Origin of the sequence: Streptomyces sp. YPW6, from assembly GCF_018866325.1 — a bacterium.
Taxonomy (GTDB): domain Bacteria; phylum Actinomycetota; class Actinomycetes; order Streptomycetales; family Streptomycetaceae; genus Streptomyces.
The window spans coordinates 3,197,109-3,223,326 of the sequence record NZ_CP076457.1; the positions used below are offsets into that span (position 1 = coordinate 3,197,109).

Consider the following 26,218-nt stretch of genomic DNA (forward strand, 5'->3'; position numbering starts at 1 on the left):
CAGCGGCTAACGTGGGACGGATGGGGACGACCACACCACCGCGCACGCTCGCCGAAGCCCTGCGCGCCCGGGGCGACACATCGCTGGCCGGGCTGCTGCGTGCCCGCCCCGACCTCCTCAACCCGGTGCCGAACGACATCACCCAGCTCGCCACGCGGGCCGGTACCCGGGCGTCCGTCGTCCGCGCGCTGGAGCATCTGGACCGGTTCGCCCTGCAGACGGCGGAGGCGCTGGCGGTGGCGCCGGACCCGGCCCCGTACGGCACGCTGCTCGCCCTGCTCACCGGCGACGGACTGGACGACGGCGAGCAGCGCGACGACGTGGGCGCGGCGGTCACCGCCGCCCTGCCGGGCGCGCTGGCGACGCTGCGCGAACAGGCCCTGGTCTGGGGCGAGGACGACCGGCTGCGGCTGGTGCGCACCGCCCGCGAACTGCTCGCCCCGTCCCCGCAGCACCCCTCCCCCACGGGCCTGGGCCCCACGGTCGCGGAGGCGACGGCGGGCATGTCGCCGGGCCGGCTCCAGGAGATCCTGGCGGCGACGGGCCTGCCCCCGACGCACGATCCTGTCTCGGCGGTGGCCGCGCTGTCCGCCCTGTTCACGGACCGGACGCGGATGGCGGAGCTGCTGGACACGGCGCCGGTGGAGGCGCTGTCGGTGCTGGACCGGCTGGTGTGGGGGCCGCCGTACGGGGAGGTCACCCCGAACCCCACCCCGCCCGTGAAGTGGCTACGGGACCGGGGACTGCTCCTGCCGGTGTCGACGCGGACGGTGGTCCTGCCACGCGAGGCGGCGCTCCACCTGCGCGCCGGGCGCGCGCACCGCGTGCCGGAACCGGTCCCTCCGGCCGTCGTGGCGGCGGCGGAACGCGATCCACAGGCTGTGGACAGGGCGGCGGCGGGCCAGGCGTTCACGGCGCTGTCCACGGTCGAGGAGCTGCTGAAGCTGTGGGACGGCGGCGGCCCCACGGTCCTGCGCGCGGGCGGCCTGAGCGTACGGGAGCTGAAGCGCGCCGCGACGGCGCTGGACGTGACCGAGCCGGTCGCCGCGTTCTGGATCGAACTGGCCTACGGCGCGGGGCTGCTGGCCTCCGACGGGGAGACCGACGAACGGTACGCGCCGACGCCCGCGTCCGACGAGTGGCTCGACCTGTCCGCCGAGGGCCGCTGGACGCATCTGTCCACCGCGTGGCTCGCCGCCACCCGGACCCCGGGCCTGGTCGGCGGCCAGGACGCCAAGGGCCGGGCCCTGTCCGCGCTCGGCCCGGAGCTGGACCGCTCGGCCGCCCCCGACGTACGCCGACGGGTCCTGGCCCTGTTCACCGAACTCCCGCCGGGCACCGCGCCGGAGGCCGAGTCGCTGCTGCGACGGCTGCGCTGGGAACGCCCGTTGCGCGGTTCGGCCCCGACGGCGGAGGGCACGGACCTCCGCTCCCGTCTGGCCCTGTGGACGCTCAACGAGGCGGAGCTGCTGGGCATCACGGGCCGGGGCGCGCTGGCGGCACATACCCGCGCGCTCCTGGACCAGGACGAGGACACGGCGGCGGCCCTTCTGTCACCCCTCCTCCCCGACCCCCTGGACCACGTCCTGCTCCAGGCCGACCTGACGGCGGTGGCCCCGGGGCCGCTGGAACGCCCGCTGGCGGACATGCTCTCCGTCCTGGCCGACGTGGAGTCGAAGGGCGGGGCGACGGTGTACCGCTTCACGCCCGGTTCGGTGCGCCGCGCCCTGGACGCCGGGCAGGCGGCGGCGGACCTGCACGCGTTCCTGGCCGCGCACAGCCGTACGCCGGTGCCGCAGCCGCTGAGCTACCTCATCGACGACGTGGCCCGCCGCCACGGGCACCTGCGGATCGGGGCGGCGTCCGCGTACGTACGCTGCGACGACGAGGCGGTCCTCAACGAGATCCTGGCCGACCGCCGCTCCTCGGGCCTGCGCCTGCGCCGCCTGGCCCCCACGGTCCTGGCCGCCCAGGCCGACCCCGGCTCCCTCCTCGAAGCCCTGCGCGACATGGGCTACGCACCGGCAGCCGAATCCGCGGAGGGCGATGTCCTGATCACCCGCGCGGGCGCCCGCCGCACCCCGCCCCGCACCCCTCCGGTCCCGGTCCCCGAGGGCCCGCCGGTCCCGGACGACACGCTCCTCGGTGCGGCGGTCCGGGCGATCCGCGCGGGCGACACGGCCGCCACGGTGGCCCGCAAGGAGCCGACGGAGGGCGGTTCCTCCACCGCGCCCTCCGGCTCCCTCCCCCGCACCACCGCGGCCGAGACCCTGGCCACGGTCCAGGCGGCCGCGCTGACGGGCTCCACGGTCTGGATCGGCTACGTCAACGCGGACGGCGCGGCCAGCCAGCGCGTGATCGCCCCGGTCCGCGTGGAGGGCGGCTTCGTCACGGCCTATGACCACACGGCCGACGAGGTCCGCACGTATCCGCTGCACCGGATCACGGGGGTGGCGGAGCTGGCGGAGGACGGGGAGGGGTAGGGAGGAGGTCCGCACCCGCGCGGGCCTTGAACGCACTTCGGCCTCACGCGGGCCGGGCTGCTCTCAGCAGATCCACCAGCCTGTCGACATCCGTCCACGGGTTGTGGCGGTGGCCCTTCGAGGACCGTGATCTCAGCATCTCCGCACGATTCCGCGCCTGCTCGAAGCCGTCCCGCAGAGTGTCGTACACCAGGTGCTTTCGACTGGTCGCGTATCCGCAGCCACCGAGCCGCTCCAACTCCTTCTGCGCTTGATCCGACGTCCTGTATCCCGTGACGTCGTGAAAGTGGAGCATGATCCACAATTCGAAGCAGGGGTTGGTGAGCGCCACCTCGATCCCATGCTGCCTGGCAAGCTCCAGCGCGCTGTCCAAGCCGTCGTGCGGCCTCGGCGCTTCGACATCGATCACACACCAGACCTCGTCGTAGGCCGTACGGCGATCCTCCGGGGAGCGCGGAGCGCGCTTCCTGTGCTCGATCGCCGCACGGACCAGCGACTGAGGCTCTCCGTGTTCGCCGCCGAGACGAATGGCGACGGGGAGAGTCCGCAGATCCGCGCTGAGACCTTTGAAGTACTGGTTCTCGGTGCGCTCCCCTTCGCAGTAGATGAGAAATCTACGCTGCTCCGGACGTGCGCCCTTCGTCCTCTTCAGCGGCTTTCCCCGCTTCACGCCCACCCCCATGCCGGAACGCCACGGTCACTTCCCGCAGCAGGTCGTCGTCCAGATGCGGCACGGCCCCGTAGCGCCCGCCCAGATAGCGCCTTTCCAGGTTGTCGGCCGAGTTGCGCACCGAGAACTCGGTCAGGGGAAACAGCCTCGTGGCCAGAGTCCTCGGGTCCTTCTCGGTGAACCACACCTGGTCCCTGAAGAGTTCGGTGCGTACATTGCGCCCGAGCAACGCCGCCTCGTGGGTACTGAAGACCAGCTGCGCCCCCCTGGTGTTCGTCTCGGGCGACTGGAACATACCGACGAGAGCGTCCACCAGGTAGGGGTGCAGTCTGGCGTCCAGCTCGTCCACGCAGAGCACCCCGCCCGCGGCAAGCGTGGTGATGACCGGGCCGATGAGGCCGATCCACGTACGCGTGCCGCTCGACTCGTACGCCAGATCCAGCGGGAAGACGCCCTCGGCCGTCCGGTGCTCCACCCTGACCCGCTGTTCGGCGTCCTCCTGGACACGCACCTTGTCCCCCAGCGCATCACGGAGCGCTTTGGTGATCCGCTGGTGGTCCTCCCGGATGCTTTCGTCCCATTCCTGGATCTCCAGGCCGGACACGCCGAGGTCGGCGAAGCGGAGGAGGTCGAGCACCGGTCGGCCCTTTCGGCCGTCCGCGCCGTCGAGACAGAGTCGGACCGTGTGGTCCAGACGCTGGGGGAAGTCGTGGTCGGTGGCCATCCGCAGACCGGACCGGAACCATCGGAAGATCTCACCGAGCTGATCGTGTCCCTGTGCTGCGGCAACGGACAGATACAGGCTGTTCGGCCGGAGCAGCTCGGCGATCAGCTTCCTTCGGCCGGTGAGCCATCGCCCGAAGGTGACCACATCATCAGCACCGCGCTCGTACAGACGACGTTGCCGCCCCTCGGGGTAGTAGTACAGCCATTCCTCGGTGACGCGCTCGTCATCGACCGAGAAGCCGAACTGATGGTGCACCCCACCGACGAGGAAATCGACCGCGAAGGAACTGGGTCGCCCGGAGGCTCCGTGGCCGAGGGCGAAAGGACGTCGCGGGACTCCTCCGCTGGGATCCCACTGGCGGAACGAGGTGAGGACCGCCGTCCGCATCCAGCCGATGGAGTCGATGACGTTGGACTTTCCGGAGGCGTTGGTGCCGTAGATCGCGGCAACGGGGACGGCGAACTCGCCCGCGGCCGACGAGGGGAACTCCGCGCGCTCCGGGTGCCGGTCAGCGCCCATGAGGGACAGTTCCTGCTCGTCCAGCAGCGAGGCGTGATTCGTGACCTGGAACCGCAGCAGCATGGCCAGCCTCTCCAAGCATCGATTGATGTCGCTCCAAGGGTCATATCGTCATAGCCTGACGATAGCGCCAGCGAAACGACATTGCATAGAGATGACACTCGTCCGTGTCAATCATCGGCCGGACCCTGACGGATGTGTCACCGTGCAGCAGGACATCGCCCGCTCCCGCCGTCTCACACGAGCGTTCCCGCCCCGGTCTGCGATGCTGCGGGCATGCCCGCACCCCGCCCCGTTCCCGGCCCGGTGTCCCCCGAACCGGTCTCGCCGCGCCCGCCCGGCGGGCCGATGCCCCCGCTGCTCACCCAGTCCTGGCTGGATCTGGCGTTCCTGCACTGGGCGGCCGACCCGGCGGACGTCGCGCCTCTGTTGCCGCCCGGCACCGTGCCCGACACCTTCGACGGGGCGACGACGTACGTGGGGCTCGTGGCGTTCCGGATGTACCGGGTGGGCGTGCTCGGGCTGCCGGGGATTCCGTATCTGGGGACCTTCCCCGAGACCAACGTCCGGCTCTACACCGTCGACGGCCACGGGCGGCGCGGGGTCGTCTTCCGGTCCCTGGACGCCTCCCGGCTCATCCCGGTCCTCGTGGCGCGGGCCGCGCTCCGGTTGCCGTACATGTGGTCCCGGATGGGCTTCGAGCGGTCCGGCGGCACCGTCGCGTACACGAGCAGGCGCCGGTGGCCCGGTCCGCGGGGGGCGAGGAGCAGGATCGTGCTGCGGCCCGGTGACGCGATCGCCGGGCCCACGCCGCTGGAACACTTCCTGACCGCCCGGTGGGCCCTGCACACCTCGCTCTTCGGGCGGACCGCGTATCTGCCCAACGTCCACCCCCGGTGGCCGCTCCACCGGGCGGAGCTGCTGGAGTGCGACGAGGACCTGGTGACGGCGGGCGGGCTGCCGGCGCCGGCCGGGGCGCCGATGAGCGTGCTGTACTCCCCCGGCGTCCCGGTGCGGTTCGGGCCGCAGCGGCGCGGTGGCTGAGGCCCCGGCCCCGTACCGACGTCAGCCGGGGTTCATGTCCGAGAACCGCTCGAAGGTGTCCGTCCCCGTGGCGCCCTTCTTCCAGGTGACGGTCAACGTGTCGCCGTTCTGCCGCAGGTTGCCCACCCGGTCCTTGCTCGCGACCCGGACTCCGTCCTGCTCGCACAGCAGAGCCATCTCCAGGAAGTCGCCGCTCTCGTCCTCCTGCCACCGGCCCTCGCACTCCAAGCCATCGCGGATAGTGAGGATCGCGTTGATCCTCGCGGGCTCGTCGGTGTACGCCTCGCCGAGCCCGAGCATCGTGGAGTCCGGCATCTTCCACACCGCCTGAAGCCCGGTGCCGGTGGGCTGGGGCACGAGCGGGTTGTCCGAGCGGGCGGGCCGTGAGGCGGTCGGCTCATCGGACGGGGCCGTCGTCGGGTCCGTCGCCTCCGGGGTCTCCCCGGTGCTTCCGGCGGACCCGGTCGCGCCGGGAGTCCCCACGGACGTCGGCGACTTGGCGTCGTCGCTCCCGCTGTCGCTCCCCCGCCCCACGGCGAACCAGACCCCGCCGCCGATGACCGCCACGGCCAGCACGGCGGCGATCGCGATGAGCCCCGTCCTCTTCCGCGGGGCGGGCGTCCCCGGCTGCGGCGGCGGGAAACCTCCGGGCTCGAAGCCCCCAGGGGGCCCGGAGGTCCCAGGGGTCCCGTACGGGCCGTGGGGCTGCTCCTGGCCGCCGCCGTATCCGTACCCCTGCGGCTGTGCGCCCTGCACCGGCTGGGCGTACGGATTCCCGGCGACCGGCTGCTGCGGTGCGCCGTAGCCGGGCTGCGCGGGCCCCGGCGGCCCCGGCGGGATCGGCGGCCCCGGCGGCATCGGCGGCGGTGCGCCGAAGGGCTGCTGCCCCTGCGGCACCGGCGGCTTCTCGTCGTACGGCTGGGACACGCGTGACCTCCCCCGCACCGGCCCCCTGCCGGCACTCCACCTCTTTGTATCAGCCCCTCATCCACCGGAAGTTGCCTGGTGACGGGAACACCGGGGCCGGCACACTCTCCGGCGTTCCGGTGCGGCTCTGCCCGTCGACGAGGGCGTACGGCCGACCGTGCGGAGGCGGCCGGCCCGGATCAGGCGGGTGTACCGGGCGGCGGCCCCAGGCCCGGCCCCGGCCCCGGCCCTGACCACGGCCCCGGCCCCCGCCCGATCGGCCATCCCGTCCCGGCCCCGGATGCGGCACACTGGACGTTTGGCCGCAGTCGTGGCCGTACCCCGCAGAAAGGGCCGAAGCGCGTGACCGGACCCCTCATCGTCCAGAGCGACAAGACGCTGCTCCTCGAAGTCGACCACGAGCTGGCCGAGGCCTGCCGTCGTGCCATCGCGCCGTTCGCGGAGCTGGAGCGTGCGCCCGAGCACATCCACACCTACCGGGTCACCCCGCTCGGGCTGTGGAACGCCCGCGCCGCCGGGCACGACGCCGAGCAGGTCGTCGACGCGCTCGTCGAGTACTCCCGGTATCCCGTACCGCACGCGCTCCTGGTCGACATCGCCGAGACGATGGCGCGGTACGGGCGGCTCACCCTGTCCAAGCACCCGGTGCACGGGCTCGTGCTCACCACCACCGACCGGCCCGTGCTGGAGGAGATCCTCCGGTCGAAGAAGGTCCAGCCGCTGGTCGGGGCCCGGATCGACCCGGACACCGTGGCCGTGCACCCCTCGGAGCGCGGGCAGGTCAAGCAGACGCTGCTGAAGCTGGGGTGGCCCGCCGAGGACCTCGCGGGGTACGTCGACGGCGAGGCCCATCCGATCGAGCTGGCCGAGGACGGCTGGGCGCTCCGGCCGTACCAGAAGCAGGCCGTGGAGGGCTTCTGGCACGGCGGGTCGGGGGTCGTGGTGCTGCCCTGCGGCGCGGGCAAGACGCTCGTCGGCGCCGGTGCCATGGCCGAGGCGAAGGCCACCACGCTCATCCTCGTCACCAACACCGTCTCCGCCCGGCAGTGGAAGCACGAGCTGGTGAAGCGGACCTCCCTCACCGAGGACGAGATCGGCGAGTACAGCGGTACGAAGAAGGAGATCCGGCCGGTCACCATCGCCACCTACCAGGTGCTGACCACCCGGCGGAAGGGCGTCTACCCGCACCTGGAGCTCTTCGACTCCCGTGACTGGGGCCTCGTCGTCTACGACGAGGTGCACCTGCTGCCCGCGCCCGTCTTCAAGTTCACCGCCGACCTCCAGGCCCGGCGGCGGCTCGGGCTCACCGCGACCCTCGTGCGTGAGGACGGGCGGGAGTCGGACGTGTTCTCGCTCATCGGGCCCAAGCGGTTCGACGCCCCGTGGAAGGAGATCGAGGCGCAGGGCTACATCGCGCCCGCCGACTGCGTCGAGGTCCGCGTCAACCTCACCGACTCCGAGCGGCTCGCCTACGCGACCGCCGAGACCGAGGAGAAGTACCGGTTCTGCGCCACCACCGCCACCAAGCGGAAGGTGACCGAGGCGCTCGTGCGCAAGCACCGGGGCGAGCAGACCCTCGTCATCGGGCAGTACATCGACCAGCTCGACGAGCTGGGCGAACACCTGGACGCGCCGGTCATCAAGGGCGAGACCACCAACGCCCAGCGCGAGAAGCTCTTCGACGCGTTCCGGAACGGGGAGATCAGCGTTCTCGTCGTGTCCAAGGTCGCCAACTTCTCCATCGACCTGCCCGAGGCCACCGTCGCCATCCAGGTCTCCGGCACCTTCGGGTCCCGGCAGGAGGAGGCCCAGCGGCTGGGCCGCGTCCTGCGGCCGAAGGCCGACGGGCACGAGGCCCGGTTCTACTCGGTCGTCGCCCGCGACACCATCGACCAGGACTTCGCGGCACACCGCCAGCGCTTCCTGGCCGAGCAGGGGTACGCCTACCGCATCGTCGACGCGGACGAGCTGCTCGCGGAGAGCTGAGGAACGGGACGGCCGGGGCCTTCCCCTCGGGTCCGGCCCGGCATGATCCGGACGGGAGTCCTGCGGCGGGCCTCAGCGGGCCCGCCGCACGCCCGCCTCCTCCGCGTACTCCCCCAGGACGGCGACGCCGAACGCCGTCGTCACGAACACCCTCACGGCGCGCAGCGCGTCGCCGACACGGTGGGGTCGGTGGTCACCGGTCACCGCGGTCGCGCCGTGCGCGGGGCCGGTCGTGCGTGGGTTCAGGGCGGCTGTGCTCATGTATCCATGGTGCTCCCGTCACCCGTTCGGGCGCGTCGGCCCGCAGACGGAAGCCGCACTCCGGGCTCGTAGCCCTCCGGTACCGCTCGGGCCGCGCGCATCCCCTACGGGTATCCCTGCCCTCTCCCCCTCCGGGAGCACCGGAATCCGTTTCGCCCGCGCCCCGCCCTGTGGCTACAATCGCCGGTCTGCCCGCCTCCCGCGCCGTGTCCACGGCCCCGGGAGCGCCGCCGACCGGACGGAAACCGGCCGACACCTACGCGATCGAACCTTCCGAGCGGACCGTCCTGCTCCGGCTCCCGCCGGCACCGACGAACGGTCCGCCGTCCTGCGTTGAAGAGCCGGAGGCAACACCGTGCCCGCGCACGTAGCAGAGAGCGATTCCACCCCCGATCCCGCCGACCCCCTGGCGCGCGAACGTGCCCACCTCGCCGCGTCCCGCGCCGCACTGCGCGGGATGCGCGAGGACGTCCAGGCCCTGGACATCCGCGACGTCACCGCGAACTGGGTCAACGCCACAGTGCTCCAGGCCCAGATCGACGACCGCATCAAGGCGCTCGCCGACCTCTCGCACACCCCGCTGTTCTTCGGCCGCCTCGACTATCTGCACGCGGTCGGGGGCGACCTGGCCGAGGGCACGGACGGCGAGCGGTTCTACATCGGGCGCCGGCACGTCCACGACGCCGCCGGCGACCCCATGGTCATCGACTGGCGTGCGCCGGTCTCCCAGCCGTACTACCAGGCGTCCCGCACCGACCCCCGGGACGTGGGGCTGCGCCGCCGCTTCGGGTACACCGGCGGCGAGCTGACCGCGTACGAGGACGAGCACCTAGCCGACCCGGCCGAGGCCGAGCACACCAGCCGGCTCCTCCAGGCGGAGATCGAGCGGCCGCGTGTCGGCCCGATGCGCGACATCGTCGCCACCATCCAGCCCGAGCAGGACGAGATCGTCCGCGGCGGCCTCGGCGGCACCGTCTGCGTGCAGGGCGGGCCGGGCACCGGGAAGACCGCCGTGGGCCTGCACCGGGTCGCGTACCTGCTGTACGCGCACCGTGAGCGGCTCGCCCGCACCGGCACCCTCGTCATCGGACCGAACCGTTCCTTCCTGCACTACATCGAGCAGGTGCTGCCCGCCCTGGGTGAGCTGGAGGTGAAGCAGGCCACCGTCGACGACCTGGTGCGCACCGGCGTCGAGGTCCGGGGCGAGGACGAGGCGGCCACCGCCGTCGTCAAGGGCGACGCCCGCATGGCCGAGGTGCTGCGGCGGGCCGTCCGCTCCCATGTGACCGCTCCCGTCGAGCCGGTCGTCGTGGTGCGCGGTTCCCGGCGCTGGCGGGTGCCCGTGTACGAGATCCAGGAGATGGTCGACGAACTGCTGGCCCGCGACATGCGGTACGGGGCCGCGCACGAGGCGCTGCCGCAGCGGATCGCGCACGCCGTTCTCGTACGGATGGAGGAGGCCGGGGAGGCCCCCGACGACCGGGTGCAGAACGCCGTGGCCCGGAACCCCGCCGTGAAGGCCGCCGTCAAGGCGGTCTGGCCCGCCGTGGACCCGGCGAAGGTCGTGCTGCGGCTGCTGTCCGACGCGGAGTTCCTGGCCGCGCACGCGGAGGGGCTGCTCAGCGGGGAGGAGCAGAAGCGGCTGCTGTGGGCGAAGCCCGCCCGCAGCGTGAAGTCCGCGAAGTGGTCGGCGGCCGACGCCGTGCTGATCGACGAGGCCGGTGACCTGATCGCCCGGACGCACTCTCTCGGTCATGTCGTGCTCGACGAGGCACAGGACCTGTCCCCCATGCAGTACCGGGCGGTGGGGCGGCGCTGCTCGACCGGTTCGGCCACCGTCCTCGGCGACCTCGCGCAGGGGACGACCCCGTGGTCCACCGAGAGCTGGGGCGAGGCGCTGTTCCACCTGGGCAAGGCGGACGCGGTGGTGGAGGAGCTGACGGCGGGCTTCCGCGTGCCGCGCGAGGTCATCGCGTACGCCTCCCGGCTGCTGCCCGCGATCTCGCCGGGGCTCGCGGCGGTGGAGTCGGTGCGGGAGTCGCCGGGCTCCTTGGCCGTACGGGAGGTGCCGGGCGGGGTGGAGGAGCTGGACGCGGCCGTCGTCGCCGCCTGCGAGGAGTCGCTCGGCCACGCGGGGTCGATCGGGCTGATCGCCGCCGACGCCCGCATCCCGGTGCTGGGGGCGGCCCTGGCGGCGGCGGGCCACGCGTATCTCTCGCCCGGGGAGGAGACCACCGCCGCCTCCCGGCTGACGCTGGTGCCCGCGTCGCTGGCGAAGGGCCTGGAGTACGACTACGTGGTGCTGGACGAGCCCGCGGCCGTGGTGGACGGTGAGCCGGACGAGCGGACCGGGCTGCGGCGGCTGTACGTGGCGCTGACCCGTGCGGTGTCGGGGCTGACCGTGCTGCACGCGGCGCCGCTGCCGGAGGTGCTGGTCCGGGCGTAGGTCCCTCGGGTGCGGGGCCGTCCGGTCCCGCACCCGATCGGGGCTCAGGCGTCCAGCGCCGTGCGCCACTCCCGTACGGCTGCCGCGTCGACCGGGGCCGACCAGCCCGCCGGCCGCGCCGCGCCGCCGATGTGGAACGCGTCGATCCCCGCCGCCAGCAGCCGGGGCAGGTGGTGCAGGTGGAGGCCGCCGCCGACCAGGACCTGCGCCCGGTATCCCGGCTCACCGCTCCGGGCCGCTTCGGCGACGAGGGTCGGGATGCCCGCGTCCACCCCGGCGGGGGAGCCCGCCGTGAGGAACGTGTCGAGGCCCGGTATCTCCGCGAGCTGCTTGCGCAGGGCGTCACGGTCCGTGGCCCGGTCGATCGCCCGGTGGAACGTCCACCGGCAGCCGTCCAGCTCGGCGACGAGCCGTTCGACGGCGACGAGGTCGGCGTGGCCCTCCGCGTCGAGGAAGCCGAACACGAACTCGTCGGCCCCCGCCGCCCGCAGCTCACGGGCCCGGCCGACCAGTACATCGATGTCACCGGCGGCGAACCCGTCCGCCGTCCTCAGCATCACGCGCAGCGGAATGTCCACGGCGGACCTGATCGCCGTGAAGGTCTCCCGGGACGGGGTGAGACCGTCGGCGGCCATGTCCGTGACCAGTTCGAGGCGGTCTGCACCTCCGGCCTGGGCAGCGACCGCGTCCTCTGCGTCGAGAGCGATCACCTCCAGGACTGCACGGTTGCTCATGGGTCCCCATTCCTCCGATACACAGCTACAGCCCTTCACGGCTATAGGTCTAGTCCAATGGTCAGCCTACGGGTGGCCGACGGGCGGCGCAGCCCTCTATCTGAACCCACGTGCGCGACGGGGCGCGACCCGGCCCCGCAGGCGGGTGACGCACCTCTCCCGCCACGCCTTGCGCTTCATAGGGGAGGGGGGTATACATGACGACAGACAGAGATACCCCCTAGGGGTATCTGGGACGGCTTCAGGGAGGACCCCGTGTCCGCGCACTCCGCCACCACCGCAACCACCGCCGCCGCAACCTCCGCCGGGGCCGGCGGCACGGCGGTCGAGCTCGCGATCGGCGGGATGACCTGCGCCTCGTGCGCGGCCCGGATCGAGAAGAAGCTCAACCGGATGGACGGCGTGGAAGCCACCGTCAACTACGCCACCGAGAAGGCGAAGGTCACCTATGCGGGCGCCGACGTGTCCGTCGAGGATCTGATCGCGACCGTCGAGGCCACCGGATACACCGCCCGGCAGCCCGCCCCTCCCGCCGTCGAAACCGCCGCCCCACCACCGGGGAGCGGCGACCCGCAACAGGGCTCGACCGAGGACGACGGGCTCACGGACCTGCGCCGGCGGCTGGTCACCGCCGTCCTCCTCGCCGTACCGGTGATCGCGATGGCGATGGTTCCCGCGCTCCAGTTCGACTACTGGCAGTGGCTCTCCCTGACGCTGGCCGCACCGGTCGTCACCTACGCCGCCTGGCCGTTCCACCGGGCCGCCTGGACGAACGCGAGGCACGGCGCGGCGACGATGGACACGCTGATCTCCGTCGGCACGTCGGCCGCGTTCCTGTGGTCGGTGTGGGCGCTGTTCTTCGGGACGGCGGGCATGGCCGGGATGACGCACCCGTTCGAGTTCACCATCGCCCGCAGCGACGGCGCCGGGAACATCTACCTGGAAGCGGCGGCCGGGGTGACGGCGTTCATCCTCGCCGGGCGCTACTTCGAGGCGCGCTCGAAGCGGAAGGCCGGGGCGGCGCTGAAGGCCCTGATGGAGCTGGGGGCGAAGGAGGTCACCGTTCTGCGTGACGGTGCGGAGTCGACGATCCCGGTCTCCGCGCTGCAGGTCGGAGACCGTTTCCTGGTCCGTCCCGGGGAGAAGATCGCGACGGACGGGACCGTGGTCGAGGGCTCCTCCGCCGTGGACGCCTCGATGCTCACCGGCGAATCCGTACCCGTCGAGGTCACCACCGGCGACACCGTCACCGGCGCCACCCTCAACGCCGGAGGACGCCTCCTCGTCGAAGCCACCCGCATCGGCAACGACACCCAACTCGCCCGCATGGCCCGACTCGTCGAAGACGCCCAGAACGGCAAAGCCTCCGCACAACGCCTCGCCGACCGCATCTCCGCCGTCTTCGTCCCCGTCGTCATCACCCTCGCCCTGGCCACCCTCGGCTACTGGCTCGGCAACGGCGCCGGACTCACCACCGCCTTCACCGCAGCCGTCGCCGTCCTCATCATCGCCTGCCCCTGCGCCCTCGGCCTCGCCACCCCCACCGCCCTCATGGTCGGCACCGGCCGCGGCGCCCAACTCGGCATCCTCATCAAAGGCCCCGAAGTCCTGGAAACCACCCGCCACGCCGACACCATCGTCCTCGACAAGACCGGCACCGTCACCACCGGCCGCATGACCCTCCACACCACCCACACCACCCACGAAACCGACAAGACCGAAGTCCTACGACTGGCAGGAGCCCTGGAGAACGCCTCCGAACACCCCATCGCCCAAGCCGTCGCCACCGCAGCCACCGACACCACCGGCCCCCTCCCCACCCCCGAGGACTTCACCAACATCCCCGGCCTCGGCGTCCAGGGCACCGTCGAGGGACACGCCGTCCTCGTCGGGCGCGAACAGCTCCTGGCCGAGTGGGAGATCCGGCTTCCCGCCCACCTCGCCGAGGCGAAGCAGGCCGCGGAGGCCGCCGGGCGCACCGCGATCGCCGTCGCCTGGGACGGGGAGGCACGAGCGGTGCTGGAGGTCGCCGACGCGGTGAAGGACACGAGCGCCGAGGCCGTCCGCCGGCTCCGCGCCCTCGGTCTGACCCCGATCCTCCTCACCGGTGACAACCGGGCCGTGGCGGAGTCGGTCGCGGCCGAGGTCGGCATCGACGAGGTGTACGCGGAGGTCATGCCGCAGGACAAGGTCGACGTGGTCAAGCGCCTTCAGGGCGAGGGCCGTTCGGTCGCGATGGTCGGGGACGGGGTCAACGACGCCGCCGCCCTGGCCCAGGCCGATCTGGGGCTCGCGATGGGCACCGGCACCGACGCCGCCATCGAGGCCGGGGACCTGACCCTCGTCCGGGGCGACCTCACCGCCGCCGCCGACGCGATCCGCCTCTCCCGGCGCACGCTGTCCACCATCCGCACCAACCTGTTCTGGGCCTTCGCCTACAACGTCGCCGCCCTCCCGCTGGCCGCCGCCGGGCTGCTCAACCCGATGATCGCCGGGGCCGCGATGGCCTTCTCCTCGGTCTTCGTGGTCGGCAACTCCCTGCGGCTGCGCACCTTCAAGGGGGCGTGAGGCACAGAGCCCGGAGCGCGGCGGAACCCTCCCGGTCCCGCCGCGCCGGTGCGTCTGGACGGGTACGGGGCCGGGGTGCGGGCACGCCCCTGCGCGGGGACGGGTACGGGCCGGGGTCAGCCTCGGACGAACCGCAGCCGGGTCCCCGGCGCCGCCTGCGCCGCCGCGGCAAGGGCCTGCTCCAGGACGACGCCGACGACGGGGTAACCGCCGGTCGTCGGGTGGTCGTTGAGGAAGACGACGGGCCGGCCGTCCGGCGGCACCTGGATCGCGCCCAACACCATGCCCTCGCTCGGCAGTTCCTCCGTACGGGACCGCTCCAGCGGCGGGCCCTCCGTCCGCAGGCCGATCCGGTTGCTGTCCGGCGACACCCGATAGGCGGCGGTGAGGAGCGTCCGGAGAGCCGCCTCGGTGAACCAGTCGTCGCGGGGCCCGGGACGGACCGGGAGCACCAGCTCGGCCGGGGCGCCCGGCCAGGGGACGGGTCCGGCGGCGGGCGGTTCACCGACCGCCGAAGCATCGCCCAGGGGGAGTTCGTCGCCCGCGCTCAGCGGGGCGGGCCCGAGGCCGGAGAGCAGGTCCGTCGAACGGCTGCCGAGCACCGGTTCCGGCACCAGGCCGCCCGCGAACGCCAGGTAGCTCCGCAGGCCGGTCCCGGCGGGGCCCGCGTCCAGCACCGCGCCCGCCGGCACCCGGACCGGGGCGCCCCAGGCCACCGGCCACCCGTCGACCGTCACCCGGCAGCCCGCCCCGCCGACGACGGCGACGACCGGCCGGTCCGGGCGGACCGCGCACCCGGTGAGGGTGGTCTCCAGGACGGCGGCGTCCGGGGGGTTGCCCACCAGCCGGTTGGCCAGCCGGGCGGCCGGCGCGTCCAGTGCCCCGGCCCGTCCGACCCCGAGGTGGGCCCGGCCGGGGCGGCCCGCGTCCTGCACGGTGGTCAGCGCTCCGGGGCGTACGACGTGCAGGTGGTGGAGGGTGAGGGCCGCGGCGCGCACGGCGAGCGGGGGGCGTCCGGTGTCCGCACTCATGCGTCCGCCCGGACGTCACCGGTGCGGGGTGCGGGCAGCGCGGCCGCCTTCCCCGCCTCCACGGAGACGAACCTCACCGGCGTGCCCGGCACCAGGAGCGCCGGCGGTTCCCGGCCCGGATCCCACAGGGCCCCCGGGTCCGGCATCCGCCCGATGATCTGCCAGCCGCCGGGCGAGGGGCGCGGGTACACCCCCGTGTAAGGCCCGGCGAGGGCCACCGCCCCGGCCGGGACCCGGGTGCGCGGGGTCGTGCGCCGGGGCACGTGCAGCCGCTCGGGCAGCCCGGTGAGATAGCCGAACCCGGGGGCGAACCCGCAGAACGCCACCCGGAACGCGGTACGGGAGTGCAGGGCGGCCACCTCGTCGGCCCCGACGCCCCAGTGCGCGGCGACCTCGCCGAGATCGGGGCCGTCGTAGACCACGGGGACCTCCACCGGCTCGCGGTCCTCCCGGCGCAGCGGTTCCACCCGCCACGAGGCGAGCTCGCGGGCCAGGCGGTCCCGCGTTCCCGGTGTGCGCTCCGCGATCCCGTCGAGCAGGACGGTGCGGGAGGCGGGGACGATGTCGCGTACGGCGGGGAGTTCGCCGCGCTCGCGGCGCCGGAGCAGTTCGGCGTGGAAGGCATCGGTGTGCTCGCCGTCGGCCAGCTCGACGAGCAGCGCGTGCGGCCCGGCGGGCAGGACACGCACCTCCCCCGCACGGCCGGGACCGCCCGGAGCACGACCGGGACTGCCCGTCCCGCCGGGCCCCCCGCCCGTACGGCTGACACCACCACCCGCGCTGCCGGGACCGGCTCCAGCACCGCCGGGGCCACCACCCGCACCGCCGTAGCCGCGGCCCGCACCCCCGGGGCCACCGCCCGCACCGGCGGGGCCACCGCCCGGCCCCCCGGGGACGGCCGCGCGGACACCCGAGCCGGGCGCGCGAGCACCCGTAACGGAGGCGCCGGTCATGCGAACGCCCGTACCGCGACGCCCGCTTCCTCCAGCGCGGTCCGCACCCGGCGTGCCAGGGCCGCCGCGCCGGGGGTGTCCCCGTGGACGCAGAGCGAACGCGCCGACAACGGTATCCGGCTGCCGTCCGCCCCGGTGACCGCCCGCTCGACGGCCATCGTGACGCTCCGGCGTACGACGTCGTCCGGGTCGTGCACCACCGCGCCCGGCTCACGGCGCGGCACGAGCGTGCCCTGCGGGGTGTACGCGCGGTCGGCGAAGGCCTCCTCCACTGCGGGCAGTCCGGCCTCGGCCGCGTGGGCGAGCAGCCGGGAGCCGGGGAGCCCGAGCACGGCCAGGCCCCCGCCCGCGAGCCGGACGCCCGCGACGACGGCGGCGGCCTGGTCGTCGTCCCAGACGGCCCGGTTGTAGAGCGCGCCGTGCGGTTTGACGTACGAGACGGTGGACCCGGCGGCCTGGGCGAAGACCCGCAACGCGCCTATCTGGTAGGCGATCTCGGCGGTCAGCTCGGCGGGCGGCACATCCATCGACCGCCGCCCGAACCCGGCCAGGTCCCGGTAGGAGACCTGCGCCCCGATCCGGACCCCACCGGCCGCCGCGGCATCGCAGACCCGCCGCATCACGGAGGCGTCGCCCGCGTGGAAGCCGCAGGCCACGTTGGCGCTCGTGACACAGGCGAGAAGCGCGTCGTCGTCGGTCAGGGTCCAGGTGCCGAAGCCCTCGCCGAGATCGGCGTTGAGATCCATCATCACGGGCGCACGGTAGGCCGGGTCCCGGCCGGGCGACAAGGCCGGTCCGGTGGGCGGGACCTCCCTCGACCCCGCTCCCGGCGCCCCTCCCCCGTCCGGCGGACCCCCTAGAGTCGCCCCCATGACGGACCACAGCCCCCTCCCGCCCCGGAGATCCGACGGCGACCCCGGAACCGGCCTCCGGGACCGCTGGCACGACACGCTGGTGGCCGCACGCGCCGGGGCGGACGACCCCGATCCGCTGCCGTACGCCGAGAACCTCCTCGCGCGCTGGGCCGAACCACAGCGCCGCTACCACACGACCGCCCATCTGAGCGCGGTCCTGGACCGGGTCGACACGCTGGCCGGCCACGCCGACGACGTGCACGCGGTGCGGCTCGCCGCCTGGTTCCACGACGCGGTGTACCGGCCGGACCGGAGCGAGAACGAGGAGCGCAGCGCCGCTCTCGCCGAGCGCGCGCTGGCCGAGGCGGGGGTGCCGGAGGCGGTGACGGCGGAGGTCGCCCGGCTGGTCCGGCTCACCGTCACGCACGACCCGGCCGGGGGCGACCGCAACGGCGAGGTGCTGTGCGACGCGGACCTGGCGGTCCTGGCGGGCGGGCCGCAGGAGTACGGGGCGTACGCGGCGCAGGTGCGGGAGGAGTACGGCTTCGTGCCGGACGAGGCGTTCCGGGCGGGCCGGGCGGCGGTGCTGCGACAACTCCTCGACTTGCCACGGCTGTTCCGTACGCCGTACGGCGCTGCGGAGTGGGAGGCGCGGGCGCGGCACAACCTGGCGACGGAACTGGAGCTGCTGACCTCGTCCGCGCCCGGCTTCGGTACGGACGCCGGCCCCCGGCGCACCGGCCCCTGACACCGGCACAGGTATGGGCCCCGGCATCGGACCCGGTGGCCGTGTGCGGGACACACGGCACCGGCCGGCCTCGCGACCGGCCCCGCGAATGTTCCGGTTCGTTCACGGTGTCGTCCCGGTCGCGCCCTCGCCCGGCCGGTGAAGCCCCTCGACCGCTAACGTCTCGCATCGCAGATGCACACACTCTGCGAAGGCAGCCTGTTCCTCTTTCCGCTCAGACAACTCCACGGGGGTAAGACGCAATGTCCAAGGGGCTCGGCATGACGGTCGGCAGAACTTCCCGGCGGCGAATACTGCGACTGGCCGGGGGCGGTCTCACGATGGCGGCGCTCGGGGCCGGACTGACCGGCTGCGAGGACGAGCTCGCGACCGGCGGGGAGGGCAGCACCCCGAAGCCGCGCGACGCGTCCCCCGACAACGGCAAGGCCCCCTCCGAGGGCGGGGCCCCCGCACCGCTGTGGACCACGTCGACCTCGGCGCAGACGTACGGGGACAACGACGAGCTGGTGGCCGTGGACGGCGTGGTGATCGCGAGCGGGGATCCGCTGGCGGCGCTCGACGGCGCCACCGGCAAGGAGAGGTGGTCGCTGCCGGGCGGCGCGGTGCCCGGTGCGCCGCTGCTGCTCGGCGACGGCACGCTGTACCTGGCCAGCGGCGCGTACGACGGGAACGTCATCGGGTACGTACCGGGGTCCGGCAAGGAGACCTGGCGCAGCCGCCTCGGCAAGGAGTACCGGCAGCCGAGGCCGATCGCAGTCGACGGGGAGCAGGTGTACGTCATCGCCGAGATCCTGGAGGCCGACGGCTCGTCCCGCACCAATGTGATCGCCGCGCTGAACAGCACCACGGGCAAGGTCGCCTGGAAGGAACAGCGCGACCTCGGCACCCAGCAGAACGGCATCCACGCCGCCGTGCGGGGCCGTCACCTCGTCTACACCGACTTCAAGAACAACCTGACGGTCCGCGACACCGCCACCGGCAGGCAGGTGTGGACGCAGAAGACGACGAAGACGAGTTACGGGCCGTTCGTCGTGCACCAGGATCTGGTGATCGTCCCGCAGGGGCAGCGGCTCCAGGCCTTCGCGCTGTCCGACGGGACCGAGAAGTGGTCCGTGGAGGCCGAGGAGTTCGCCCTGTTCCGGGAGCCGAGCCTCGTGGAGGGCGTGCTGTACATCGCGGACAGCGGTCGCACCCTGTGGGCTCTGCGGCCGGGGACGGGGAAGAAGGTCTGGCAGTCCACGGCCCTGAAGGACGCGAGCGCGCAGGTGCCCCGGCAGTTCGTCACGGCGGGCGGCACCCTCTACGCGGCCACCGACCTGGACCCGCAGGGCGGCGTCCACGCCATCGACGCGAGGACGGGCGCCCTGCGCTGGACGTTCAACGACCGGTCCGGCGACCACCACGCCTGGCTGGTGGCCACCGACGGGAAGCGCGTCTACGCCCTGCACGGCAAGAAGCTGCACGCGCTGCCCGTGTGACGGGCGGCTCACGTCACGCACGGCCCACGTGACAGACGGCCCACGTCACGGACAGCCCACGTGACGGGGGTGTGAACAGGCGCTCCCTCCGCCCGGCGCCGGGGAATGCGGACGCAATCTCCGGCGTTGGGACGAGTCATGCCCGACTCTCCCTCGCGCCGCGCGCCCATGCCCCTGGCCGTATACATTCTCGGCCTCTCGGTCTTCGCCCTCGGCACCAGTGAGTTCATGCTGTCGGGCCTGCTCCCGCCGATCGCCGACGACATGGACGTGTCGATCCCGCAGGCGGGGCTTCTCATATCCGCGTTCGCGATCGGCATGGTGGTCGGCGCCCCGCTGCTGGCCGTCGCCACGCTGCGGCTGCCGCGCCGCACCACCCTCATCGCGCTGATCTCCGTGTTCGGCCTGGGCCAGATCGCCGGTGCGCTGGCGCCGACGTACGAGGTCCTCTTCGCCTCCCGCGTCGTGAGCGCGCTCGCCTGCGCCGGCTTCTGGGCGGTCGGGGCGGCCGTGGCCATCGCGATGGTCCCGGTGAACCAGCGGGCGCGGGCGATGGCCGTGATGATCGGCGGCCTGTCCGTCGCCAACGTGCTGGGCGTGCCGCTGGGCGCCTTCCTGGGCGAGCACCTCGGCTGGCGCTCGGCGTTCTGGGCGGTGGGCGCGGCCTCGGCGGTGGCACTGGCGGGCGTGGTCACCCGCATCCCGCACATCCCGCTGCCCGGGAAGAAGCCCGAGCTGAAGCGGGAGCTGACGATCTACCGGGACCGGCAGGTCTGGCTGGCCATCGTGATCACCGCGCTCGCGGCGGGCGGGGTGTTCTGCGCGTTCAGCTACCTGGCGCCGCTGCTGACCGACGTGGCGGGCCTGGACTCGGGCTGGGTGCCGTGGATCCTCGGCCTGTTCGGGGCGGGCGCGCTGATCGGCACGATGATCGGCGGCCGGGTCGCGGACGCACACCTCTTCGGGGTGCTGCTGAGCGGGATCACGGCGTCGACGGTGTTCCTGGTGGCATTGGCCCTGTTCGCCTCCGGTCAGGCGGCGGTGGTCGCGCTGTCGTTCCTGCTGGGCCTGTCCGCCTTCTTCACCGCTCCCGCCCTGAACGCCCGGATGTTCAACGTGGCCGGGGCCGCTCCCACGCTGGCCGGAGCCACCACGACGGCCGCGTTCAACCTGGGCAACACGAGCGGCCCCTGGCTCGGCGGCACGGTGATCGACCTGGACTTCGGCTTCGCCTCCACGGCCTGGGCGGGCGCGGCGATGACCGCCCTGGCCCTGGCGGCGGTGGGCGTGGCGCTGCGCCTCCAGCGCGGCGGCACGGGCGGGGCCGGCGGCGCGGGCGTCCGGTCCCGCTCGCGGCTCGTCGCGAGGAGCACGGCGGCCCCCGGGCGCCCGGCGCGAGCCGATTCCGTTCCGTCGACGGGCGCGTGACTCCGTAGCCCCGGGCCCGCCCGTCGGCTTTCGGCCGCCGCCCGGCCGATAGCCGACGGGTCGTCGAACAGCAGCCGAAAAAGTCACTACCGGCCGGTAGTGATACGGCCACCCGCCCTTCACCATTGAGCGCGAGCATGACAACCCGTCGTCCGGTCGACGCACGGGCCATCGCAGGTTTCCCCTTCAGGAGTCCTCATGCATGCAGGCGCCACCGTCCAGCGCACCGCCGCGACGCTGACCGCGACACTCGCCCTCGTCGCGGTCCCCGTCGCCTCGGCCGGAGCGACGGAGATGACGGCACCGGCCGCCCCCGCCCCGGTGACCGCCTCCGCGGCCCCCGCCGCCCTCGCCGCGGACGTCGACTACGCCGCCTGGCGGCGGGACGTCGCGGCGGTCGTCGCCGAGGCGCGCCCCTGGATCGAGGCCCGGACGGCGAACGCCGGGGGCGAGAGGCAGGCGATCGTCCTCGACATCGACAACACGGCGCTGGAGACGCACTTCCACCCGTTCTGGAAGCTGCCCACCCCCGCCGTGGACGACGTCCGCGAACTGGCCCGCTACGCCGACGCGCGCGGCGCGGCCGTCTTCTTCGTCACCGCGCGGCCGGGCATCATCCACTCCCTCACGGACTGGAACCTGAAGAAGGCCGGCTACCCGGTCGACGGCCTGCGCGTACGCAGCCTGCCCGACCTCTTCGAGGAGGTCAGCGCCTACAAGACCGAACAGCGGGCGGAGATCGAGGCGAAGGGCTACACGATCATCGCCAATATCGGCAACAACACCACCGACCTCGTCGGCGGCCACGCCGAACGCGGCTTCAAGCTCCCGGACTACGACGGCGCGCTCTCCTAGCCGGCGGGCCGGGACCGCGGGAGGGGCGGCCCGCGCCGAGACCGCGTACGCCCCTCAGGCGGGCCCCCGCAGGAGGCCCCTGCGGGGCCGCTACCCCGGCGCCGGCCGCCCCTTGGGCCTCCGCAGCCCCGCCGCCGTGAGGCGCCCGACCAGCTCCTTCGAGCCGATCTCGCGGGCCCCGGCCCGTACCGCGTCCGCGTAATGCGCCTCCGGTACGTCGTAGTGGTCGCGCTCGAAGGCGCGCGGCGGGCACCCGATCACCGCGGCGAAGGCGTGCAGCTCCTCGAACGAGACGTCGCTCACCAGGTGCGACCAGAGGCGGCCGTGTCCGGGCCAGGTGGGCGGGTCGATGTACAGCGTCACCGCCGCAGCACCTCACCCAGGGCCCCGACCGGCGCCACCGCCACGGCCGCCTTCGTGCAGACCCAGTGCGGGTCGGGCCCGAGCTCCGGCTCGACGTCCAGGGCGTGCGGCTCGTCCTCCGGCGAGCACGCGGGGCACAGCGGCCACCGGCCGTACCGCTCCAGCAGCGCGTCCTGGACGTCCTGGGCGACCAGACCGGCGACGAACTCCGCCCCCTCGGGCCACTGCTCCACCCACCACCGCCGGTGCGTCACCGCGTCCTCGACCAGCGAGACGATGTCCGCCTCGGCGACGTCGGCCGCCGCCAGGTCGGCCATCACGAGGGCGCGGGCGGTGTGCAGGGACTGCTCCAGGGCGTTCAACTCCATGCCCCCCATTGTGCGCCCGCGCGCAGAAGGCTCATCCGCAGCTCCCGCCGGGGATCCCGCCGGAGGCAGGGACCACAGGGGGTTGACGCACCCCCGGGGTGAAAATATCTTTCAGGTGTGACCAGTGATGTGAAGGAAATTTTCAGCAGCGATACGCCGCCCGCCCCCGCGGCCCTCGCCGCCAAGGTCCGGACCCTCGCCCCCTCCATGACCCGCTCGATGCAACTGGTCGCCGAAGCCGTGGCGGGCGACCCGGCCGGCTGCGCCGCCCTCACCGTCACGGGTCTCGCCGAGCGCACCGGCACCAGTGAAGCCACCGTCGTCCGCACCGCCCGCCTCCTCGGCTACCCCGGCTACCGGGACCTGCGCCTCGCCCTGGCCGGTCTCGCCGCGCACCAGGAGTCGGGGCGGGCCCCGGCCGTCACCGCCGACATCGCGGTGGACGACCCCATCGCCGACGTGGTCGCCAAGCTCGCCTACGACGAGCAGCAGACCCTCGCCGACACCGCCGCCGGCCTCGACACCGTCCAGCTGGGGGCGGCCGTCGCCGCCGCCTCCACCGCCCGCCGCATCGACATCTACGGCGTCGGGGCGTCCTCCCTCGTCGGCCAGGACCTGGCGCAGAAGCTACTCCGGATCGGGCTGATCGCCCACGCGCACACCGACCCGCATCTCGCGGTGACCAACGCCGTGCAGCTGCGCAGCGGCGACGTGGCCATCGCGATCACCCACTCCGGTTCCACGGGCGATGTGATCGAGCCGCTGCGGGTCGCCTTCGACCGCGGGGCGACGACGGTCGCGATCACCGGACGGCCCGACGGGCCCGTGTCGCAGTACGCCGACCACGTGCTGACGACGTCCACCGCGCGCGAGAGCGAGCTGCGCCCCGCCGCCATGTCGAGCCGTACCAGCCAGCTGCTCGTCGTGGACTGCCTGTTCATAGGCGTCGCGCAGCGCACGTACGAGACCGCCGCACCCGCCCTGGCCGCCTCCTACGAGGCGCTGGCCCACCGCCACACCCCGCGCACCCGCTGACCGCCCGCCGCCCCACCCGTACGCGTACGAACCGAGCACCCCGAGAAAGCAGAGCCGCACCTCATGACCTCCACCACCGACACCCCCGGCGCCACCGACACCTCCGGGACGTACGGCGAGCTCCGCGCCCAGCTGGCCGCCCTCACCACCGAGGCGTTCCGCCCCGAGCTGGCCGAGATCGACCGGCTGCCCACCGAGGAGATCGCGCGGATCATGAACGGCGAGGACGCCACGGTCCCGGCCGCCGTCGCCGAGCGGCTGCCGCAGATCGCCGCGGCCATCGACGCCACCGCCGCGCGCATGGCCCGCGGCGGCCGGCTGGTCTACGCGGGCGCGGGCACGGCGGGCCGGCTCGGGGTGCTGGACGCGAGCGAGTGCCCGCCCACCTTCAACACCGACCCGGCCGAGGTCGTCGGTCTGATCGCGGGCGGACCCTCCGCCATGGTCACGGCCGTCGAGGGGGCGGAGGACAGCAAGGAGCTGGCCGCCGCCGACCTGGACGCGCTGAAGCTGACCGCCGACGACACGGTGGTCGGCATCTCCGCCTCCGGCCGCACGCCGTACGCGATCGGCGCGGTCGAGCACGCCCGCGCCCGGGGCGCGCTGACCGTCGGGCTCTCCTGCAACGCGGACTCCGCGCTGGCCGCCGCCGCCGAACACGGCCTGGAGGTCGTCACCGGCCCCGAGCTGCTCACCGGCTCGACCCGGCTGAAGGCGGGCACGGCACAGAAGCTGGTCCTCAACATGATCTCGACGGTCACGATGATCCGGCTCGGCAAGACGTACGGGAATCTCATGGTCGACGTCCGCGCGTCCAACGAGAAGCTGCGGGCCCGCTCCCGGCACATCGTCTCCCTGGCCACCGGCGCGTCCGACGCCGAGATCGAGACCGCCCTCACGGCCACCGACGGCGAGGTCAAGAACGCCATCCTGGTCCTCCTCGGCCAGGTCGACGGCCCCACCGCCGCCCGGCTCCTCACCGAGTCCGACGGCCACCTCCGCGCCGCGCTCGCGGCCGTACGCACCACCTGACCCACCCCGGGCCCCCACGCCCCGCACAGCAAGGCACCGAGCACCATGGCCACTGAAGACAAGAACCGCGCCACCGCGGCCGCGATCCTGCCGCTCGTCGGCGGGGCCGCGAACGTCGCCTCCATCGCCCACTGCATGACCCGGCTCCGTCTCGGGCTGCACGACCGGTCCCTCGTCGACGACGAGGCGCTGAAGGCCCTGCCCGCCGTCATGGGCGTCGTCGAGGACGACACGTACCAGATCGTGCTGGGGCCGGGCACGGTCGCCCGGGTCACCCCGGAGTTCGAGCACCTGGTCGAGGAGGGACGGGAGGCGGCCCCCGCACCGGCCGCCGCCTCCACCGCCTCCTCTGCCCCCGCCGTCTCCGCCGTCTCCGCCGAGGAGCTGGCGGCGCAGGGCGCGGCGATCAAGGCACAGCAGAAGGCGAAGAACACGACCCCCTTCAAGCTGTTCCTGCGGAGAATCGCCAACATCTTCGTGCCGCTGATCCCGGCGCTGATCGGCTGCGGGATCATCGCGGGCCTCAACGGCCTGCTGGTCAACCTGGAGTGGCTGCCCGCCGTGACGCCCGCGCTGGCGGCGATGGCATCGGGCTTCATGGCGCTGATCGCGGTGTTCGTGGGCTACAACACGGCGAAGGAGTTCGGCGGTACGCCGATCCTGGGCGGTGCGGTCGCGGCGATCATCGTCTTCCCGGGCGTCGCGAACATCGACGCCTTCGGCCAGACCCTCTCGCCCGGCCAGGGGGGTGTGCTCGGCGCCCTGGGCGCGGCGGTGCTCGCGGTGTACGTGGAGAAGTGGTGCCGCCGCTGGGTGCCGGAGGCGCTGGACGTCCTGGTCACCCCGACCCTGACCGTCCTGATCTCCGGCCTGGCGACGATCTTCGGCCTGATGTACGTGGCCGGGGAGATCTCCTCCGCGATCGGCACGTTCGCCGACTGGCTGCTCTCCAACGGCGGCGCGGGCGCGGGCTTCGTCCTCGGCGGGCTGTTCCTCCCCCTCGTCATGCTGGGCCTGCACCAGGCGCTGATCCCGATCCACACGACCCTCATCGAGCAGCAGGGCTACACGGTCCTGCTGCCGATCCTGGCGATGGCCGGGGCGGGCCAGGTCGGCGCGGCGATGGCGGTCTACGTCCGCCTCCCCCGCAACGAGTCGATCCGCCGCACGATCAGGTCGGCGCTCCCGGCGGGTCTGCTGGGCGTCGGCGAGCCCCTGATCTACGGCGTCTCGCTCCCGCTGGGCCGCCCGTTCGTCACGGCGTGCGTCGGCGGGGCGTTCGGCGGCGGCTTCGTCGGCCTGTTCCACCAGCTCGGCGACACGGTCGGCTCGACGGCCATCGGCCCGTCCGGCTGGGCCCTGTTCCCGCTCCTGGACGGCAACCACAGCCTGGGCTCGACGCTCGCGATCTACGCGGGCGGCCTGCTGGCGGGCTACGTCGCCGGCTTCCTGGCCACGTACTTCTTCGGCTTCGGCAAGGACCTGCTGACCGAGTTCAACGTCTCCCAGGAACCGGCCCCGTCCACGATCGCGGCGACGGGCGGCACGCCCCGGGAGGCCACACCCGGCACCCGCGGCGGCCCGGACTCCGGCGACACGGACCCGGGTTCCCCGGAGAAGGCACCGGTCCGGGTCTGAGAATCCCGCACAGCGGCCTGACCAGCGCGGAGCCGGGAGGCGCACGTAGCGGTTCCTGATTCACGGGGAT

At 73.5% G+C, this 26,218-nt stretch carries 22 protein-coding genes; 12 read left to right on the forward strand and 10 right to left on the reverse strand.

The window, feature by feature from the left end:
* Positions 1-20 precede the first annotated feature (20 nt).
* Positions 21-2,483, forward strand: coding sequence for a helicase C-terminal domain-containing protein (locus KME66_RS13950; protein ID WP_216322369.1), 2,463 nt, complete (start codon positions 21-23; stop codon positions 2,481-2,483).
* Positions 2,484-2,526: 43 nt separating this feature from the next.
* On the opposite strand, the gene KME66_RS13955 is transcribed toward KME66_RS13950, so the two are convergent.
* Positions 2,527-3,153 (reverse strand): RloB family protein, encoded by a 627-nt coding sequence (locus KME66_RS13955; RefSeq protein WP_216322372.1) that lies wholly within the window; start codon positions 3,151-3,153, stop codon positions 2,527-2,529.
* The gene (locus KME66_RS13960) at positions 3,098-4,477 is read right to left on the reverse strand and encodes an ATP/GTP-binding protein (protein WP_236726292.1); all 1,380 of its coding nucleotides are present in this window, start codon (positions 4,475-4,477) and stop codon (positions 3,098-3,100) included. Before KME66_RS13960 ends, KME66_RS13955 begins: the two co-directional genes overlap by 56 nt.
* Before the next feature lie 198 nt (positions 4,478-4,675).
* Here KME66_RS13960 and KME66_RS13965 point away from each other — a divergent pair, with 198 nt between their 5' ends.
* Positions 4,676-5,443: a YqjF family protein gene (locus tag KME66_RS13965; RefSeq protein WP_073219514.1), complete on the forward strand. Its 768-nt coding sequence runs from the start codon at positions 4,676-4,678 to the stop codon at positions 5,441-5,443.
* Between the two features lie 21 nt (positions 5,444-5,464).
* On the opposite strand, the gene KME66_RS13970 is transcribed toward KME66_RS13965, so the two are convergent.
* Positions 5,465-6,370, reverse strand: coding sequence for a hypothetical protein (locus KME66_RS13970; RefSeq protein ID WP_216322375.1), 906 nt, complete (start codon positions 6,368-6,370; stop codon positions 5,465-5,467).
* Positions 6,371-6,712: 342 nt separating this feature from the next.
* Between KME66_RS13970 and KME66_RS13975 the strand changes: the two genes are divergently transcribed.
* Positions 6,713-8,356, forward strand: coding sequence for a DNA repair helicase XPB (locus tag KME66_RS13975; protein ID WP_073219509.1), 1,644 nt, complete (start codon positions 6,713-6,715; stop codon positions 8,354-8,356).
* Between the two features lie 72 nt (positions 8,357-8,428).
* Here the strand turns inward: KME66_RS13975 and KME66_RS13980 are convergent, their stop codons facing one another.
* The gene (locus tag KME66_RS13980; RefSeq protein ID WP_073219507.1) at positions 8,429-8,617 is read right to left on the reverse strand and encodes a hypothetical protein; all 189 of its coding nucleotides are present in this window, start codon (positions 8,615-8,617) and stop codon (positions 8,429-8,431) included.
* A gap of 355 nt (positions 8,618-8,972) precedes the next feature.
* Here KME66_RS13980 and KME66_RS13985 point away from each other — a divergent pair, with 355 nt between their 5' ends.
* On the forward strand, positions 8,973-11,063 hold the full coding sequence (locus KME66_RS13985) for an ATP-binding domain-containing protein (protein ID WP_216322378.1): 2,091 nt from the start codon (positions 8,973-8,975) through the stop codon (positions 11,061-11,063).
* A gap of 44 nt (positions 11,064-11,107) precedes the next feature.
* Here KME66_RS13985 and KME66_RS13990 read toward each other — a convergent pair whose 3' ends face one another.
* On the reverse strand, positions 11,108-11,797 hold the full coding sequence (locus KME66_RS13990; RefSeq protein ID WP_216322380.1) for a copper homeostasis protein CutC: 690 nt from the start codon (positions 11,795-11,797) through the stop codon (positions 11,108-11,110).
* Positions 11,798-12,052: 255 nt separating this feature from the next.
* On the opposite strand from KME66_RS13990, the gene KME66_RS13995 reads away from it, so the two are divergent.
* Positions 12,053-14,365, forward strand: coding sequence for a cation-translocating P-type ATPase (locus KME66_RS13995; RefSeq protein WP_216322383.1), 2,313 nt, complete (start codon positions 12,053-12,055; stop codon positions 14,363-14,365).
* Between the two features lie 116 nt (positions 14,366-14,481).
* On the opposite strand, the gene KME66_RS14000 is transcribed toward KME66_RS13995, so the two are convergent.
* From KME66_RS14000 to KME66_RS14010, 3 genes are all read right to left on the reverse strand, one after another.
* On the reverse strand, positions 14,482-15,396 hold the full coding sequence (locus tag KME66_RS14000) for a biotin-dependent carboxyltransferase family protein (protein ID WP_253208329.1): 915 nt from the start codon (positions 15,394-15,396) through the stop codon (positions 14,482-14,484).
* A complete protein-coding gene (locus KME66_RS14005) occupies positions 15,393-16,085 on the reverse strand; it encodes an allophanate hydrolase subunit 1 (protein ID WP_216322386.1) in 693 nt (230 codons plus the stop codon). Before KME66_RS14005 ends, KME66_RS14000 begins: the two co-directional genes overlap by 4 nt.
* Before the next feature lie 260 nt (positions 16,086-16,345).
* A complete protein-coding gene (locus KME66_RS14010; protein ID WP_216329336.1) occupies positions 16,346-17,095 on the reverse strand; it encodes a LamB/YcsF family protein in 750 nt (249 codons plus the stop codon).
* Between the two features lie 124 nt (positions 17,096-17,219).
* Between KME66_RS14010 and KME66_RS14015 the strand changes: the two genes are divergently transcribed.
* From KME66_RS14015 to KME66_RS14030, 4 genes are all read left to right on the forward strand, one after another.
* Positions 17,220-17,951: a hypothetical protein gene (locus tag KME66_RS14015; RefSeq protein ID WP_216322389.1), complete on the forward strand. Its 732-nt coding sequence runs from the start codon at positions 17,220-17,222 to the stop codon at positions 17,949-17,951.
* Between the two features lie 242 nt (positions 17,952-18,193).
* Positions 18,194-19,429 (forward strand): PQQ-binding-like beta-propeller repeat protein, encoded by a 1,236-nt coding sequence (locus KME66_RS14020; RefSeq protein WP_216322392.1) that lies wholly within the window; start codon positions 18,194-18,196, stop codon positions 19,427-19,429.
* Between the two features lie 168 nt (positions 19,430-19,597).
* Complete coding sequence (locus tag KME66_RS14025) at positions 19,598-20,857, forward strand: Cmx/CmrA family chloramphenicol efflux MFS transporter (RefSeq protein WP_178378986.1); 1,260 nt, start codon at positions 19,598-19,600, stop codon at positions 20,855-20,857.
* A 198-nt stretch (positions 20,858-21,055) separates the two neighbouring features.
* Positions 21,056-21,712 (forward strand): HAD family acid phosphatase, encoded by a 657-nt coding sequence (locus tag KME66_RS14030; protein ID WP_216322395.1) that lies wholly within the window; start codon positions 21,056-21,058, stop codon positions 21,710-21,712.
* A gap of 90 nt (positions 21,713-21,802) precedes the next feature.
* Here the strand turns inward: KME66_RS14030 and KME66_RS14035 are convergent, their stop codons facing one another.
* A complete protein-coding gene (locus KME66_RS14035) occupies positions 21,803-22,075 on the reverse strand; it encodes a DUF4031 domain-containing protein (RefSeq protein WP_216322398.1) in 273 nt (90 codons plus the stop codon).
* Positions 22,072-22,443, reverse strand: coding sequence for a hypothetical protein (locus tag KME66_RS14040; RefSeq protein ID WP_006126530.1), 372 nt, complete (start codon positions 22,441-22,443; stop codon positions 22,072-22,074). Before KME66_RS14040 ends, KME66_RS14035 begins: the two co-directional genes overlap by 4 nt.
* A gap of 117 nt (positions 22,444-22,560) precedes the next feature.
* On the opposite strand from KME66_RS14040, the gene KME66_RS14045 reads away from it, so the two are divergent.
* The 3 genes from KME66_RS14045 to KME66_RS14055 all read left to right on the forward strand — a co-directional run bounded on the left by KME66_RS14045 (position 22,561) and on the right by KME66_RS14055 (position 26,148).
* A complete protein-coding gene (locus KME66_RS14045; RefSeq protein WP_073219476.1) occupies positions 22,561-23,478 on the forward strand; it encodes a MurR/RpiR family transcriptional regulator in 918 nt (305 codons plus the stop codon).
* Between the two features lie 63 nt (positions 23,479-23,541).
* Positions 23,542-24,510 (forward strand): N-acetylmuramic acid 6-phosphate etherase, encoded by a 969-nt coding sequence (murQ, locus tag KME66_RS14050; protein ID WP_073219473.1) that lies wholly within the window; start codon positions 23,542-23,544, stop codon positions 24,508-24,510.
* A 45-nt stretch (positions 24,511-24,555) separates the two neighbouring features.
* Complete coding sequence (locus KME66_RS14055) at positions 24,556-26,148, forward strand: PTS transporter subunit EIIC (RefSeq protein WP_216322401.1); 1,593 nt, start codon at positions 24,556-24,558, stop codon at positions 26,146-26,148.
* Positions 26,149-26,218 lie beyond the last annotated feature (70 nt).

Bases quoted from the DNA above. Each gene is read 5' to 3' on its own strand.
- KME66_RS13950 (WP_216322369.1), top strand. From the start codon at position 21: ATGGGGACGACCACACCACCGCGCACGCTCGCCGAAGCCCTGCGCGCC.
- KME66_RS13965 (WP_073219514.1), top strand. From the start codon at position 4,676: ATGCCCGCACCCCGCCCCGTTCCCGGCCCGGTGTCCCCCGAACCGGTC.
- KME66_RS13980 (WP_073219507.1), bottom strand. From the start codon at position 8,617: ATGAGCACAGCCGCCCTGAACCCACGCACGACCGGCCCCGCGCACGGC.
- KME66_RS13990 (WP_216322380.1), bottom strand. From the start codon at position 11,797: ATGAGCAACCGTGCAGTCCTGGAGGTGATCGCTCTCGACGCAGAGGAC.
- KME66_RS14000 (WP_253208329.1), bottom strand. From the start codon at position 15,396: ATGAGTGCGGACACCGGACGCCCCCCGCTCGCCGTGCGCGCCGCGGCC.
- KME66_RS14010 (WP_216329336.1), bottom strand. From the start codon at position 17,095: ATGGATCTCAACGCCGATCTCGGCGAGGGCTTCGGCACCTGGACCCTG.
- KME66_RS14015 (WP_216322389.1), top strand. From the start codon at position 17,220: ATGACGGACCACAGCCCCCTCCCGCCCCGGAGATCCGACGGCGACCCC.
- KME66_RS14020 (WP_216322392.1), top strand. From the start codon at position 18,194: ATGTCCAAGGGGCTCGGCATGACGGTCGGCAGAACTTCCCGGCGGCGA.
- KME66_RS14025 (WP_178378986.1), top strand. From the start codon at position 19,598: ATGCCCCTGGCCGTATACATTCTCGGCCTCTCGGTCTTCGCCCTCGGC.
- KME66_RS14030 (WP_216322395.1), top strand. From the start codon at position 21,056: ATGCATGCAGGCGCCACCGTCCAGCGCACCGCCGCGACGCTGACCGCG.
- KME66_RS14040 (WP_006126530.1), bottom strand. From the start codon at position 22,443: ATGGAGTTGAACGCCCTGGAGCAGTCCCTGCACACCGCCCGCGCCCTC.
- murQ (WP_073219473.1), top strand. From the start codon at position 23,542: ATGACCTCCACCACCGACACCCCCGGCGCCACCGACACCTCCGGGACG.
- KME66_RS14055 (WP_216322401.1), top strand. From the start codon at position 24,556: ATGGCCACTGAAGACAAGAACCGCGCCACCGCGGCCGCGATCCTGCCG.